The 15,705-nt window shown below is 37.6% G+C and carries 16 protein-coding genes; 8 read left to right on the top strand and 8 right to left on the bottom strand.

Annotation, left to right across the window (positions count from 1 at the left end; all coding sequences use genetic code 11):
- From moaA to LUA91_RS04575, 6 genes are read right to left on the bottom strand one after another with little or no spacing between them, the layout of a single operon-like run.
- Positions 1 to 981: a GTP 3',8-cyclase MoaA gene (moaA, locus tag LUA91_RS04600; protein ID WP_231424854.1), complete on the bottom strand. Its 981-nt coding sequence runs from the start codon at positions 979 to 981 to the stop codon at positions 1 to 3.
- On the bottom strand, positions 978 to 1,568 hold the full coding sequence (locus LUA91_RS04595) for an NTP transferase domain-containing protein (RefSeq protein ID WP_231424853.1): 591 nt from the start codon (positions 1,566 to 1,568) through the stop codon (positions 978 to 980). The genes moaA and LUA91_RS04595 overlap by 4 nt, the downstream gene beginning before the upstream one ends.
- The gene (locus tag LUA91_RS04590; RefSeq protein ID WP_231424852.1) at positions 1,565 to 2,677 is read right to left on the bottom strand and encodes an XdhC family protein; all 1,113 of its coding nucleotides are present in this window, start codon (positions 2,675 to 2,677) and stop codon (positions 1,565 to 1,567) included. Before LUA91_RS04590 ends, LUA91_RS04595 begins: the two co-directional genes overlap by 4 nt.
- Positions 2,678 to 2,720: 43 nt before the next feature.
- A complete protein-coding gene (locus tag LUA91_RS04585; RefSeq protein ID WP_231424851.1) occupies positions 2,721 to 4,877 on the bottom strand; it encodes a molybdopterin cofactor-binding domain-containing protein in 2,157 nt (718 codons plus the stop codon).
- A 26-nt stretch (positions 4,878 to 4,903) separates the two neighbouring features.
- Positions 4,904 to 5,554, bottom strand: coding sequence for a hypothetical protein (locus LUA91_RS04580; protein WP_231424850.1), 651 nt, complete (start codon positions 5,552 to 5,554; stop codon positions 4,904 to 4,906).
- Positions 5,551 to 6,024, bottom strand: a complete 474-nt coding sequence (locus LUA91_RS04575) for a (2Fe-2S)-binding protein (RefSeq protein WP_231424849.1) — start codon at positions 6,022 to 6,024, stop codon at positions 5,551 to 5,553. The genes LUA91_RS04580 and LUA91_RS04575 overlap by 4 nt, the downstream gene beginning before the upstream one ends.
- A 457-nt stretch (positions 6,025 to 6,481) precedes the next feature.
- On the opposite strand from LUA91_RS04575, the gene LUA91_RS04570 reads away from it, so the two are divergent.
- The 7 genes from LUA91_RS04570 to LUA91_RS04540 all read left to right on the top strand — a co-directional run bounded on the left by LUA91_RS04570 (position 6,482) and on the right by LUA91_RS04540 (position 11,327).
- Positions 6,482 to 6,940, top strand: coding sequence for a cupin domain-containing protein (locus LUA91_RS04570; protein ID WP_231424848.1), 459 nt, complete (start codon positions 6,482 to 6,484; stop codon positions 6,938 to 6,940).
- A 21-nt stretch (positions 6,941 to 6,961) separates the two neighbouring features.
- The gene (locus tag LUA91_RS04565) at positions 6,962 to 7,684 is read left to right on the top strand and encodes a carboxymuconolactone decarboxylase family protein (protein WP_231424847.1); all 723 of its coding nucleotides are present in this window, start codon (positions 6,962 to 6,964) and stop codon (positions 7,682 to 7,684) included.
- Between the two features lie 94 nt (positions 7,685 to 7,778).
- Positions 7,779 to 8,675, top strand: a complete 897-nt coding sequence (locus tag LUA91_RS04560; protein WP_231424846.1) for an AraC family transcriptional regulator — start codon at positions 7,779 to 7,781, stop codon at positions 8,673 to 8,675.
- A gap of 77 nt (positions 8,676 to 8,752) precedes the next feature.
- Positions 8,753 to 9,253, top strand: coding sequence for a molybdopterin-dependent oxidoreductase (locus tag LUA91_RS04555; protein ID WP_231424845.1), 501 nt, complete (start codon positions 8,753 to 8,755; stop codon positions 9,251 to 9,253).
- Positions 9,250 to 10,017 (top strand): molybdate ABC transporter substrate-binding protein, encoded by a 768-nt coding sequence (gene modA / locus LUA91_RS04550; RefSeq protein WP_231424844.1) that lies wholly within the window; start codon positions 9,250 to 9,252, stop codon positions 10,015 to 10,017. Before LUA91_RS04555 ends, modA begins: the two co-directional genes overlap by 4 nt.
- A 12-nt stretch (positions 10,018 to 10,029) precedes the next feature.
- Positions 10,030 to 10,701, top strand: a complete 672-nt coding sequence (modB, locus tag LUA91_RS04545) for a molybdate ABC transporter permease subunit (protein ID WP_231424843.1) — start codon at positions 10,030 to 10,032, stop codon at positions 10,699 to 10,701.
- A complete protein-coding gene (locus LUA91_RS04540) occupies positions 10,698 to 11,327 on the top strand; it encodes a sulfate/molybdate ABC transporter ATP-binding protein (RefSeq protein WP_231424842.1) in 630 nt (209 codons plus the stop codon). Before modB ends, LUA91_RS04540 begins: the two co-directional genes overlap by 4 nt.
- 56 nt (positions 11,328 to 11,383) lie before the next feature.
- Here the strand turns inward: LUA91_RS04540 and map are convergent, their stop codons facing one another.
- Together map and LUA91_RS04530 are read right to left on the bottom strand one after the other, a co-directional pair.
- Positions 11,384 to 12,181 (bottom strand): type I methionyl aminopeptidase, encoded by a 798-nt coding sequence (gene map, locus LUA91_RS04535; RefSeq protein ID WP_231424841.1) that lies wholly within the window; start codon positions 12,179 to 12,181, stop codon positions 11,384 to 11,386.
- A gap of 42 nt (positions 12,182 to 12,223) precedes the next feature.
- Positions 12,224 to 14,089: a TonB-dependent siderophore receptor gene (locus tag LUA91_RS04530; protein ID WP_231424840.1), complete on the bottom strand. Its 1,866-nt coding sequence runs from the start codon at positions 14,087 to 14,089 to the stop codon at positions 12,224 to 12,226.
- A gap of 112 nt (positions 14,090 to 14,201) precedes the next feature.
- Between LUA91_RS04530 and LUA91_RS04525 the strand changes: the two genes are divergently transcribed.
- The gene (locus LUA91_RS04525; RefSeq protein WP_231424839.1) at positions 14,202 to 15,626 is read left to right on the top strand and encodes a PLP-dependent aminotransferase family protein; all 1,425 of its coding nucleotides are present in this window, start codon (positions 14,202 to 14,204) and stop codon (positions 15,624 to 15,626) included.
- Positions 15,627 to 15,705 lie beyond the last annotated feature (79 nt).

The raw sequence follows: 15,705 nt of genomic DNA, 5'->3' as shown, positions 1-15,705 counted from the left end.
TTATCCTCCAATGGTTATCATGCTTCTGTTTTTGATGGTATTGGCGTCGATATTTTCGAAGTTTGTCATTAATTGGCCGCCCAATTCTTTTTTCTTACTCCAAATCGAAGCTAATATTAGAGGAAGAACATCCTCATTTTTTCTTAATGCTGATAATAAATCGGTTTCTCCATCAGAAAATAAACAATTTTTCAGCTTACCATCGGCCGTTAAGCGCATGCGGTTGCAGGTGCTGCAGAATGGAGCCGTCATGGTGCTAATAATTGCAAAAGAACCTTCATGCCCAGGTATCATAAAACCTTTAGCGGTATCATGCGGGGCAGAATTTACTGGTAACACAATAAAATCTTTCTCCACAATACTCAATATTTCTTGCAGCGAGAACATTTTATTGCTCGTCCATTTGTTGCCTGTAAAAGGCATAAATTCAATAAACCGGATTTGAATGGGATTGTGTTTTGTCCAGTCGATGAAATCTTTTATTTCACCATCGTTAAGCCCTTTCATCACCACCATATTTATTTTGACGGCAATTTTATGTTGCAGCAATAATTCGATATTGCTTCGGACCTGATGAAAAACATCCCTTCTGGTAATCATGAAAAACTTTTCAGGCTGCAGGGTGTCGAGGCTGATGTTAATGGTTTTAATGCCTGCTTCGATCAATACTGGCAGCATTTCAGCAATTCGGGTTCCATTGGTTGTAATTACCAATTCTACTGGAAGTTTGCCCAAGCCTCTGATAATTTCAGCCGCATCTTTACGAACAAGCGGCTCGCCTCCAGTTAATCGAATTTTTTTAACGCCTTGCGCTACAAAGGTTTCTGCTAAAGCTAAAACTTCGTGAGGTTGCATTAATCGCGAAGCCGGCGTAAAATCATAATCTTCTTCTGGCATACAATAAAAGCAGCGGAAATTGCAATTATCGGTTAACGATATTCGCAAATAATCATGCACTCTCCCAAACGAATCTGCTATCATTTATTGTTTATTAATTTTTTATAGTCGGTTTCTGTATCAATATCAACTTTTCCTAACTCAAAAGGAATCGTAGCGGTATCGGTAATATACTGTTTTATTACAGGTTTTGCGCCAGTTTCTCCCGTTAAATTTAGCAATTCTTCGAAATATTTCTTGTTGAACAATGATGGTGAACCAGTTGTTTTAGAATAGGCACAAGTGACGATGCTTTTATTTGTAAATTGATGAGTGCTGTTAAGCGCTTCAAAAATTTCTGAAGAAATATGAACCTGATCTGCCACAGTTAGAATTACATTTTCTATTTCAGGATCAATATTTAGTGCAGATTGTAGTCCGAAAGAAATACTGGATGACATACCGCTTTCCCAATTTTCATTTACTACATAAAAAATACCTTTATCGGCTATAGATTGCTTAATTTCTGCTGCATAAGCCCCCAAAACAACTATTATTGGATAGAAAGTTGTTTTTGCAGATTCAGTAATTACAATATCAAGAAAGGTTTGACCATTGTAATTTAAAAGCTGCTTTGGCTTACCCATTCTGCTCGAATTACCTGCAGCTAATATGATGATTGCGGTGCTCATGAATTGCCTTTTAAATCGTAATAATGTATCGGATTTTTCTTTTCCTTTAACATTCCGGCTGATGCACCAGCAAAAGTGGCCTGTATTTCTGCAATAATTGAAATGGCAATTTCTTCAGCAGTTTCAGCGCCTATATCTAATCCAATCGGACCATTTACCCTCAATTCGTTTTCCGTTTGATTAAGCTCTTCCAACATTCTGATCAACTTTTTCTTTGGACCTAAAGTGCCGATGTAAGGCGCCTGGGTTTTCAAAAGCAAGCTTAAAAGTGCGGTATCATAGTTGTAATTATGGGTCATCAGCACAAATGCTGTTAATTCATCTATTTCAATTTGAGGTAATAATTGTTCTGGTTTAGCCACTAAAACCCGCTTTGCTTTAGGGAATCTTTGTTGCGATGCGTGTGTTTGTCTCCCATCAGCAACTGTAATTTCCCAACCCAATATGTTTGCCATTTCCGCAAGCGGTTGCGCATCATTTCCTGCACCAGCAATGATCAACTGGATAGGAGGTGGGATAAATTCCAGAAAAGCATCGCAATCTTCACCTTCGAATGCGTAATTTTCAAATCTAGATAACTTCAATTTCAATACATCAAAGGCATCATTTTTAATGGAACCTAAAATCTCGTCGGTAATTTTTTCGAAGCTGTCTTTTTCCCGAAACAACATAATTGAACCAGGTTGCTTTTTACTTTCTATTGAAAACAGGGTAGCAATTACACAATTTTCTCTTCGGCTATTTGCCGCCTTTAATATTTCAATCGGATTAAATTTATCTTCTGGAAAAATAGGTTCGAAAAGTATATGAACAATGCCATTGCAACCAAGCTGAACGCCAAATTTTGCATCATCTTCATCGGTTGTATCATAAGTTACCAATTTATTTTCCTGCTGATGAATGGCCGAAAGCGCCTTACGAAGTGCATCACCTTCAAGGCAGCCACCGCTAATGGCGCCTGTTAAAAGCCCATCATCGGTTACCAGCATACGGGCACCTGGCCGCCTGTACGATGAACCTTCTACCTTCACCACTGTTGCCAAAGCCGATTTTTTATTGTCGGCCAATGCCTTTTGGTACGCACCCAGAATATCAACAATTTCTTTCATAAGGAGATTTTATTCAAATCGAACTGCAAGATTGGGATAAAAATTAAATACTGGCCATATCGAATGGTAATTTTCTTATCCTTTTTCCTGTTAAGTCGAAAATAGCATCGGTTAATGCAGGTGCAAACGGAGGCAAACCTGGCTCGCCAATACCACCTGCATCCTCATTGTTCTCCATAATATGAACCTCAATCGGCGGAATATCGGTAATCCTTGGCATTTTATAATCATAAAAATTATGTTGCTCAACCAAACCATCTTTAAATGTAATTTCATGGATAGTGGCCGCTCCCAATCCCATTACAATAGCACCTTCCACCTGTGCGTGGATGATATCGGGATTAACATACCAACCGCAATCTACCACGGCCCAAACCTGATCGATTTTTAATTTTCCTCCTTTCGATTTAGAAACTTTTACCACTTGAGCAACGGTTGTTCCAAAACATTCTGTAACTGCCATGCCAAAGCCTTTTCCTTTATTTTTCCAGCCAGATACTTCAGCTACTTTATCTAACAGTTTTTGTGTTCTTTCCTCCTTCAAATGTTCCCGCCGAAACTCCAGCGGATCTTTTCCTGATTTATGCGCCAATTCGTTTACAAAACTTTCGTATGCAAAGCCGTTGGTAGATGCATAAACCGATCTCCAAAATATAGTAGGGATTGGTGTTTTAAACGTTACATCAGCAAAGCTGATATTTTTGATGCTTTCGAAATAAGGTTTCAACCAACCCTCGGAAGTGCTTCTGTTTGCCTTACCATTATCGCCAGATCTAAAATGATCATTGTTTTGGCCCGCCATGCGGAATTTGATTGCACTAATGTTTTTGTTTCCATCTATCACACCCTGGCATCTGTAAGAAATTCCCGGACGGAAAGGACCTTGTGTGGCATCATCCTCACGAGTCCATACCACCTGCACCGGAAGTCCGATTGCTTTTGAAATTACCAAAGCTTCATGCGGATAATCTGTTAATGCTTTTCTACCGAATCCCCCGCCTAAGAAAGTCATGTTTACGATTACTTTTTCAAAGGCAATCCCCATTTTTTTACTGATGTAGTCCTGAATCCAGTTTGGTGCCTGTACAGGTCCCCAAATTTCTACGGTATCGCCGCGGTGGTGAGCAATACAATTTAATGGTTCCATCGCACAGTGCGATTGGTATGGCGTTTCGTAAACCACATCCAAAAGATCTTTTGATTGCGTAATAACACCATTAGGATCGCCTTGGGTAGTTAATATCCGGCCTTCTTCAGTTTTAAGTAATTCGCGTTGCTTGCTGAAAATTTCCAGGCTGTTCACATGTTCAAAACCAGTATCGTCCCATTCAATTTTAAGCGCTTTCTTTCCTTGCAATGCTGCCCAGGTGGAAGTAGCTACAACAGCCACACCTTCTCGATCCATTTCGTAAACGCCCATGGCGATTTTAATCACGTTGGTAACACCAGGAATTTTACGGGTGGCCGAATCGTCGAAACTTTTAATTTTCCCGCGTAAGCGAGGATTACGTTCTACGGCGGCGAAAACCATTCCCGGAATTCTTTTGTCTAAACCAAATATTGCCGAACCATTGGTTTTCATCGGCGTATCTTTTCGGTGAAGGGGTTTGCCGATAAGTTTATATGCTGATCTTGGTTTAAGTGCGATATTTTCTGGCGCTTTTAATTTGGCAGCTTCCACCACCAGTTCTCCAAAATGGAATTTTTTACCTGTTGGTTTATGGATAACATGGCCAGATTCTGCATAACATTCGGCTATTGGAACTGCCCAACGAGCAGCAGCAGCCATGGTTAAAACAACCCTTGCCGAAGCACTTAATTTTAATGAGTTTTTGTAAGAACCACGGATGGTAGAACTTCCTCCCGTTAACTGACTGCCATATTTTTTTTCATTTCCCTGCGCAAATTTAATGTCTACTGATGCCAGATCAACTTCCAACTCTTCGGCAATAATTTGAGCTATAGAATGATAAACTCCTTGACCCATTTCTGCCCGGTGACACATCAAGGTTACTTTTCCGGTAGGCTCAATTAAAACCCATGCCGTAAGTTCAGTATACACATCTGCAGCCAGCGCTTCATGCTCCGTCATAATCATGGCTCGGGCAGCATCTGGTAAATACAGACCAAGGAAAAGTCCTGCACTACCTAATCCGGTTGTTCTTAAAAAATTTCTTCTTGATAAAGTATCGTTACTCATTGCTATGTTATTGAGTTGATTTTAAATTATTTTGCTTTTGGCGCATAAGCACCTGTTGTTAACCAAGTAATCCAGGCTTTTTTAAACTCGGCATGGCTCATTGGAGGAAGCGTTCTGCCTTCGCCAGGATTCCAACCTGCCAGCACCAAACCGTCGTCAGCATGTTCAATTAATTTTTTTAAATCTTTATTGCCATTTTGTTTTGGATTAACCAATTGTTTGGCCAATTGATAAGGCGATCTTCCCTGGAAAACCATTTTCATATTTGCTGGTGGTAAGTGCCAATTGGGATTTCCAGGAGGCGTATTTTTGCCTGGCGTGTTAGTAGGCTGGTGGCAATTGGCACATTTCATGGCATAAAGTCCTTTGCCTTCAACGCCGCGTTGCGGATTCATAGTGTGTAAATGACTATCGTCTCCCTGCAATGGAATATCGCCGGATGGATGGCAATTCATGCACCTCGGACTCATCAAAACTTTATATACTTTATGAAATGCAGCTACTGATGCTACGCTATCTTTTACCACAACAATTTTCTTCGAAGCAACAAATGGCTTTTCATCTTCGTGTAAAGCAAATGCCATTATGGTTACCAATGAAAGTATTGTACCCATAACATATGTCATACGGGTAATTCCACGATGGCCCTTAGCGTAATTTTTTATCTTGTTTGTCATTTTGTTATTCCTCCTTTTTTCGAAAGTTCGGCAGCCATGTGTATGGCTTTGCGAATTCTTGGATAAGTGCCACATCTGCAAATATTACCTGCCATAGCCATATCAATATCAGCATCACTAGGGTTTGGCTTTTCCCGTAACAATACTGCTGCAGACATAATTTGACCAGAATGGCAATAGCCACATTGTGGTACATTTTCTTCGTTCCAGGCAATTTGTAAAGGATGATCATTATTTTTGGATAAGCCTTCGATGGTAAGCACATTTTGTCCCGCCGCCCGGGAAACCTTGGTTACACAAGATCTAACTGCTTCACCATTTAAATGGACAACACAGGCACCACATTGCGCTACGCCGCAGCCAAATTTGGTCCCTGTTAGGCCGATAAGATCACGAATGGCCCAGAGTAGTGGCATATCTGGATCTGCGTCTATTTCAAAATTTTGATCATTAACGTTCAATGAAATCATAAGATTGTTTTATGTTTTGTTTTAGCTTTAAATGATAATTGAATACAAGGCTTTATTAAGCTATCTTCAATTAAATTGTTATCCCTTAAGTAATTTACAAATAATTAAAGCAAGTGTTTGCTTACCTGTAAATTTGGTATAGAATCATTAATTATGGTAGGCAATTAAATACTATAATATAAGATTTTAGGCCAACAGCAATTACTTAAAACCATAGCCGTAATTATTATTTTACTTAGCAAATGTCTTTAAAAGTCTGTAGCAATCTTTTATATAAATTACTGATTAAACTACCATTTTCACCTGTAGAGAAACAAAAACATATTGTCACTAGTTAATGAAACCATTCTTCCGTGGTTTTTGGTAGATATTTAGGTAATTCATATACTTTAGTAGCTAAAAAAATCGCTGATATTTGAGTGTTAGATTTCTGAATAGTTATCATTAATTCAATCTTATGAAAAATCTGTTTTTAAAACTTTTTACATTGATCCTTTTGCTGGCATTTCCAATATTGCTAAATGCTCAAGAATCTGGTGCTACATCGATTAATAGTCAGAAAAAGCAAAATAATTTTACAGGAATAGTTTCAGTTAAAATGCATACCGAATCAAAAAACAACTTGGATTGTACTTTAGGAACAGTAAGCTTTGAGCCTGGTGCAAGAACAAATTGGCATAAACATACTGGCGGCCAAATTCTTTTGATTACAGAAGGAACCGCTTATTATCAGGAGCGTGGAAGTAAAAAACGCATTTTAGAAAAAGGCGAATCTGTAACCTGCTCACCAAATGTAGCGCATTGGCATGGTGCCGCTGCAAAAAGTAAAATGACTCATGTTGCAGTTGGTCCCAATAGCAATAGAGGCGCTGTGGTTTGGTTGGAAAAAGTGAATGATAGTGTCTATTCAAAATAATAATTCTAAAAAGATAACCCTATGATTGGAAAAAAAATAAAACGCAACATATTAACCTTAATATTCTTGTTTGCTGGAAGCGAAAGTTTTTCACAAACGGAAAGCGGTTTAAATTTCAGGCAAAAAAGTTTAGTTTCTATTGCGGCGCTTACGGCTAGCGGTAACCAGCAGCTTTTGGAAGTTGAGGCTACAAAAGCCCTTGATTCAGGTTTGAGCATTAATGAAGCAAAAGAAGTGTTAATTCAACTTGCTGCTTACGCTGGCTTCCCAAGATCGCTAAATGCTATTAATATTTTAAAAAAAGTTACTGAAGAAAGAAAAGCAAAAGGTATTAATGATATTGAAGGAAAAACACCTCAAACTTTAGATGCGAGAGTTAATAAATATGAGTTGGGGAAAGGTAATTTAGAGAAATTATCTGGTAAGCCTGAAACTAGTAAAGCTGGTTATGCGCAGTTTGTGCCAGTTATTGAAGTGTTTTTAAAGGAACATTTATTTGCTGATATTTTTAGTCGCGGAGTACTTAGCTATCAAGATCGGGAACTGGTTACTGTTTCTGCACTTGCAGCATTAGGCGATGTTGATAGCCAATTGCAAGCGCATTTAAATTTGAGTTTATATAATGGTTTAACTTCTTTACAACTCGACCAAATGTTTAAAATAGTAGGTGAACTCGTGGGCAAATCGCAGGCTGCGGCTGGCAAAACAGTACTAAAAAAATTGCTTGAAACCAATCCTAAATAAACAAATTATATAAATTATTTAGCTATTAACGATATCATGAAATATTTTTCTTTGCTGGATCATCGCTTAAGTTTACAAATAGAAAATAACTAAAATGGATTCAATATTAAAATTCGACAGCATTAAAAGTTACAATGATTTTAACAATCATGCAACCTTGCATCCCTTGGTTTCCATAGTCGACCTATCTAAAGCTTCGAAAAGAGAATCGAAGCGAATGGCTTACGGTTTTTATACGATCTTCTTTAAGCAGATTAAATGTGGTGATCTCCGTTATGGATTGAATAATTACGATTACGAGGAGGGAACGTTGATTTTTTTAGCTCCCGATCAGATTATAGGAGAAAATAACCCTGATCATGTTTACCAACCACAAGGCATGGCTTTGGTTTTTCATCCCGATTTGCTACTCGGTACGGCACTCGGTCGCCACATGAACGATTATAACTTCTTTTCTTATCAGGTACATGAGGCGCTTCACCTTTCTATTCAAGAGCGGGGAATTATTTTAGATTGTTTTTCCAAAATTGAATATGAGCTTAAGCGAGATATCGATCATCACAGTAAAAAACTTATTGCAGCTAATATCGAACTCTTTCTTGATTATTGCACCCGGTTTTACGATCGCCAGTTTATCACCAGAGATAATGCGAATAAAGGGATTGTTGCCCGTTTTGAAAAATTACTTAATGATTACTTTAAAAGTGATAAGCCACAATTATTGGGTTTGCCTAATGTGAATTACTGTGCAGAGCAACTTAACCTTTCATCAAATTACTTTGGCGATTTAATCAAAAGGGAAACTGGGAAATCAGCGTTAGAGGTAATTCAATATAAAACCATTAACCTTGCAAAAGAAAAAATATTCGATCCGGAGAAAACAGTTAATGAGATTGCCTACGAATTGGGGTTTAAATATCCACAACATTTTAGTCGGGTTTTTAAACAACGTGTCGGCTATTCTCCAAATGAATATCGCAAGTTGAATTAAATCGATTCCAGAAGCACATAGCCAGTCATTTTTCTATATTTGTTTCGTTTAAAATCAACACTTCCCAGCATCCCAATATGAAATCCAATATTATTCCAAAATTTATATTCTTAGTCGTGATGGTCTGCTACGCTTTGTCGGCAGCTGCACAAACTTCCGATGCTATAAAAGTTGGAGGAGCGCTAAGCAAACCATATCTACTCACAATGGCGGATTTCCAAAAAATGCCGAGGGTAAAGGTTTCGAGAAAAGACAGGGATAGTACCGATTTTCAATATTCTGGTGTTTTACTATCAACTATATTGGCAAAAGGTGGCGCAACTTTGGGTAAAGATCTTCGGAGAGAAAATTTAACAAAATATGTTATTGTTGAGGCTATTGATGGTTATCAGGTGGTTTTTTCGTTGGCAGAATTGGATTCAGATTTTTCTGATGAGAAAATAATTTTGGCTGATACAATTGATAACGAACCGTTACTTTCTACAGATGGCCCATTCAGAATTATTGTAGAGCATGATAAGCGGCCAGCAAGGTGTATAAAGCAGGTAACCAGTATTAAAATTGAATTCGCTAAATGATGAGGATCGTATATCGTAAAATGTTTTTTTGTATTGGCGTTCTGTTGCTGATTCAATTTCAAACCTACGCTCAAATTGTTCGGGTGGCAGTAGCAGCAAATGCACAAGCGGTGATTAAAAAAATGCAGGCTGATTTTAAAAAACGAACAAATATTGATATTGAAGTGATTTCCGGCGCATCAGGAAAACTTACAACGCAAATTATGAATGGAGCACCATATGATGTCTTTCTTTCTGCTGATACAGAATTTCCTACAAAGCTTTTTAAAGCAGGTTATGGAATTGAAAAACCGAAAATTTATGCTTTAGGCAGCCTGATTATTTGCGGAACTGTGCAAGGTGACATTAAAAAATGGCAGCAAATATTGTCAACTAATGCAGTAAAGAAAGTTGCAATTGCGAATCCCCAAACTGCCCCTTATGGAAGAGCTGCCCAACAATCGTTAAAATTTTATAATTTAGAAAACAGTATTAAGCTAAAACTGGTATTTGGAGAAAGTATCTCGCAGGTGAATACATATCTCCAAACGGGTGTGGTGAATTTAGGCTTTACAACGGAGTCTTTTTTATATGAGAATGGATTTAATGCAAAACTTAAATGGACCAGGATAGATCAAATAAGTTATCAAAAAATTGAGCAGGCGGTAATTTTGCTCTCCAATGCAAAAAAATCGGGAATAAATGCTGTAAAGTTTTATGAATACCTATCATCTGCATCAGCTAGAAAAATTTTAAACAGCAATGGTTATCATCTGCCAAATTAGAAATAAGAAATAATGGATTTGGAACCGATTTGGCTAAGTTTAAAGCTGGCTGCCATTACCACAATTTTATTGCTATTTATTGGCGTTCCTATCGCTTATTGGCTATCACGCAGGCAAACTATCTTTAAACTCATTGCCGAAGCACTTATTACGATGCCTTTGGTCTTGCCTCCTTCGGTGCTTGGTTTTTACCTGCTTCTGGCTTTTAGTCCGAACAATGGCTTTGGTGAATGGTTACACCGACATTTCGATTTGCAATTGGTTTTTTCGTTTAAAGGTTTGGTGGTTGCTTCCATTATTTACAGTCTTCCTTTTATGGTTAGCCCAATTAAATCGGCTTTCGCTCATCTGCCGAAATCGATGGAGGAAGCATCTTTTGTGATGGGTAAATCGAAAGTGCAAACATTTTTTAAAGTTCTTTTGCCAAATATCAAACCGTCAATTTTTACTGCGGTGGTTTTAACATTTGCACACACTTTGGGTGAGTTTGGTGTAGTTTTAATGATCGGGGGGAATATTCCGGGAGAAACCAAAGTGGCATCAATCGCCATTTACGATGCAGTGGAAACGATGGACTATGCTTCAGCTAACTATTATGCGCTTATTTTATTTGCGATCACTTTTTTGATTGTTATAGGTGTTTTTATCATTAATAAGAATGCAGTTAAAAGCCCTTTCGAATGATAGCAATAGACATCAATAAAAGAATAGGCCGCGGGCCAGGCAGTTTCAGGCTCCAAGTTAAAACTGTTTTTCAGTTTAATTCTGTTACCAGAATTTTAGGGCCATCGGGTGTTGGGAAGTCGACGCTTTTGAAAATTTTGGCCGGTTTTATTACGCCAGATTCGGGATTAATAAAATTTGGCGATGCGGTTTGGTTTGATAGTCAAATAAAATATTCGAAAATGGTACAGGAGCGTAATGTTGGTTTTGTTTTTCAGGATTATGCACTTTTCCCCAATATGACTGTAGCTCAACATCTTCATTATGGAAGTGATAATGCCGATTACATCAACCAGTTACTTGAACTTGGAGAGTTAACTTCGCTTAAAGAACGATTACCCAGGCAACTTTCTGGCGGACAACAGCAACGCCTGGCCATCTTACGGGCATTATCTACGAAACCCAAATTGTTACTTATGGATGAACCTTTTGCCGCACTCGATTCGGCACTTAAAATCCGTATAATGGAAAGATTGAAATCGCTTTTCGAAGAGCAGCAAACAACAGTATTAATGGTAACACATCAAGACCAGGAGTGGGAGCATCCCAAAAATCAAATCTTCAATCTTTTAAGTCAGGAGGATTAAATATCTTATTTCATTTCTTTGCTGTGTTATCGATGAAGAAACCAGCAATAAAAATTTTAATAATCAGATTTTAAATTGGGATTATTTCTTTCTGCAGCTTCAATCGGAGCATAATCTGATAAAATTAAGGCCTTCCCTTTTTTAACACAAACATCGTGTTCAAAATGTACTGAAGGTTTACCATCTTTAGTTCTTACTGTCCAGCCGTCTTTTTCGATATAAACCTCTTTTTTGCCCATATTAATCATCGGCTCAATGGCCATAACCAGGTTTTCTTTCAGCATTAAACCCGATCCGCGTTTGCCGTAATTAGGTACCTGAGGATCTTCGTGCATACTTTTGCCCAAACCATGACCAACGAAATCTCTAACTACACCATAACCTTGTTTCTCATTGTGATTTTGTATGGCATAACCAATATCGCCCAAGCGTTTACCTACAACGGCTTCGTTTATTCCTACAAAAAGCGATTCTTTTGTTGTTCTCACCAAGTCTACAATTTCTTTACTGGCATCGCCAATGATGAAAGTATAGGCATGATCGCCGTGGTATTCATTTTTGATCACACCAACGTCCACAGAAATGATATCTCCATCTTTTAAAGTTTCCTCACCTGGAAAGCCATGAACCACTACATCATTAACCGATGTAATAATATGGTGTGGAAAGCCGCTGTAATTGTAGAACGATGGTACGGCGCCGTGATCTAAAATAAATTCATTAGCCAGTTTGTCAATTTCAATAGTCTGCAAGCCCGGGCGTAATATTTTAGCGATTTCAGATAGTGTTTCGCTTACCAAAAGTGCACTGATTCGCATCAGTTCTACTTGTTCGTCAGTTTTGTAAAAAATCATTGCCGCAAAATTACGAATAAGTTTTTTAAATGCCCGCCAGAATTACAGCGTTACAAATTTTACCCCTAAACTGAACCAACGGGAAGGAAGCGGAATTGCACCAATCTCAAAATATTGGGTATCGAAAATGTTTTGAGCATCCACATAAACCGTAAATTTATTAATGGATTGACTGAGTCTGAAATCGTTAATCCAATAAGATGGACCAGTAATTCTTTGGTTAAATCGTGTAGCAAACAATACCGAAAAATTGTGGTATTTAAAATCTACAGTGTTGGTAACCTGATGTTTCAATGCAGATAATTGATATTTAGAGGCCAATACCTGTGCCATGTTTTTAAACATTGAATCTAAATAAGAATAAGCCAGGTTAACATTGAATTTCGAGTCCTCGTTTATTTCAAAACCATAGTTTGAACGGATGTTAAATCCTTTTGTAATCATCGAACCTACATTATTTGCCTGAAAAGGTTCGGTGGCTACCAAGCGGGTATAGTCGATGAAATTATCTATGCTTCTGTAAAAGAAACTCGAATTCAGGGTAAGATTTTTCTTCAAAAATTTTAAGCCTACTTCACTTTGGAAGGCATTTTCAGGTTTTACATCAGGGTTTCCGATATTACCCGGGCGTTGGTTAAGGTATAAATCTGTAAAAGATGGAATGCGCTGGCTGGTTCCAATACTTCCAATAAACTTAAATTCATCTGTTAAGGCATAACTGGCATCGATACCAGGGTAAATTTGCCATTTGTATGAGGAGTTGTAATTAAGGTATGCTCCAGCATTTACATTTAATTTTTCGAGCAAATTGGTGCGATATTGAGTAAAGAAACCAACATTTTCTCGGCGGTGATTGCCAATGTTTGAAGAATTGATGTCTTCACTTCTCACTTCAGCACCTAAACCCAGTTCACCGTTATTGGTTCTATAAGTGCTGGTTACTTCTGTAGCAAATGAATTTGTACTGTGCTTACTCACTCCTGCATTCGGATTAACATTGCCAAAATAACGATAGTTATCAAAATTATATCTATAGCTTAAACGAGGCAGTAAAGTCCAGCGATTAGATAAAATGTGCTTCGATTGTATGGCAGCTAAAGTAGTTTGCACGGTTTCAATCGAATTTTTATCGCCAGGAGCCGCATAAAATCCGTTTGCCCCGAATTCATTTTTGGTATAACCGAAAGAAGCATTGATTTCATTCAATTCATCTAGCTGAAAATTACCTTGGTACAACAGTTTCGTGTTTTCAAATTGAGTATTAAAACGGTAACCATTGCTTTTATCATGCGCACCAAATAAAGAATGTTGCTGTTTAGCTTTGCTGATTACACCACCCAACTGAAAGCCGGCATTGTAAAAAGTTTTTCCAGATCCCTCAATGTTTTTATCAAAATTTGAGCCTGCATGCACATCTGCCAATACACCAGATTTTGTTGGTTTTTTGGTAATGATGTTAATGGCACCTGTTAAACTGTTGATGCCATAAATCCTTGCCGCAGGTCCGCGAATAACCTCAATTCTTTCTATAGCTTCAATAGGAATTGGCAGATTTAGCATATTGTGTGCCGTTTGGCTATCAATAATTTTGGTTCCGTTTAAGAGCACAACAGTTTGCTCGAAGCTTCCACCATCAATGCTGATATCGGCTTGAGCACCGAACGGTCCACGTTGCCTTAAATCGATCCCATTTGCATATTGCAGTAATTCCTGAATGCTGCGGGCCGGTAGTTTAGCAATCATTTCTTTATCGATGATGTAAACATTTCTGTTTTGTTTTGAGATCGGCGTTTTAAAACCATTCTCGTTGATCACTACATCATCAATCTTAATAACAGTATCTTGTTTCTGCTGAGCAAATAAATTAGCGCTTAAAAACATCAGTAGGGCAAAATAAAATCTTTTCACTTGTTTATTTTTTTTGCAAAAGTAGTACCTTGCCGTACCACTAAAGTATGCCAGTTTGAAGATAATGGATAGTCCGGTTCAAATTCCTTTCAAAAGTTTTATAAAACTTGATATGAGTAGCTCAACATCAATTTATTTGCAAATTGTTTTTGAGTTTATTAAAGCGATACAACTTGGCCTGCTTCCAGAAGGTACGAAATTGCCGGGGACGAGAATCCTGTGCAAACTCTTAGGGATAAACAGAAATACCCTTATTAAAGCTTTTCAAGATTTGGAATCGCAGGGATTTATAGAAATTTCACCCAGCAAAGGTACATTTATACTTTCTAATCAAAAGCAGATTGTTAAAAAAGAAAATACTTCTTCCTTGCAGATTGATCTTGATGCTCCGGTTGATTTCAATTTTAAACGATCAATTATTTTAGATAACCCAATTGAAATAAGCGAGTTGCCACTTCAGTTTAACGATGGTTTGCCCGATGCCAGGTTGATTCATACCGATGTGCTTGCGAGATTGTACGTGTCGAAATTGAAACGAAATAGAAGTAAACAGCTTTTAGCACAAACACACCTCGATTTTAAAAAACAGTTTTCAAATTATTTAAACCTTACACGTGGACTCAAAATAGCGCCATCCAATTTACTTACCACCAGCAATCATGAAATTAGTTTGTACATGGTGCTCAGGTTATTCATTTCGGCTGGAGATAAAGTAGTTGTGGCATCGCCAGGTTATTATCTCTCTAACATGACTATACTGGATAGCGGAGCAGAAATTGTGTCTGTTTCAGTTGATCAGGAAGGAATTGATACCCAACATTTACTAAAAATATGCAATGAGCAACAAATCAGGATCCTTTATCTCACGTCGATTAACCATTATCCAACCACCATTTCTTTAAGTGCAAAACGAAGGATTGAAATTCTTGAATTGGCCAGGCAATTCGGTTTCATTATTATTGAAGATGATTATGATTTTGAATTTCATTTCGATAACAATACCATTTTACCACTTGCAGCGATAGATACGCACAAAAGTGTAGTTTATGTAGGCTCTTTTGCCAAGTCGGTGCCGGCTGGTTTTGGTTATGGATTTGTTTCTGGTCCGCCAAATTTTATAAATGAATTGGAAAAACATCAACGCATTTTGGCGCCAGGCGTAGATATAATAAAAGAGCAGGTACTTATTGAATGGATTAAGGAAGGAGAAATTCATCGCTTAGCGAAGAAAAATAAAAAGATTTATAAGGAACGCCGTGATTATTTTGTTTCACTCTTAAACAATAAATTTTCTGGGTTGATAAATTTTCAAATTCCAAACCAAGGATTGGCAGTTTGGGTGCAGTGGTTAGTTCCTTTCAGTTTAATTAAGCTGCAAAAAAAATGCTTGGAGAATGGACTTTTTATTCCTAAAACAATCTTATATCAAAACAAAAATCTTATTGCTACCCGCTTGGGTTTTGGCAGTTTAAACGAAAAAGAAATGGAACTTGCCATTGATATTTTAGATCAATCTTTAAAAGCGATGCTAATTTAAACAGGATAATATTCTACAATCTAATGCAAGTATAGTACATACATAATGTGCATCATGACATTAAATTTGATTACACTTA

Origin of the sequence: Pedobacter sp. Leaf250, from assembly GCF_920984735.1 — a bacterium.
Classification (GTDB): Bacteria; Bacteroidota; Bacteroidia; order Sphingobacteriales; family Sphingobacteriaceae; genus Pedobacter.
This window is presented reverse-complemented; position numbering and strand designations above follow the sequence as displayed.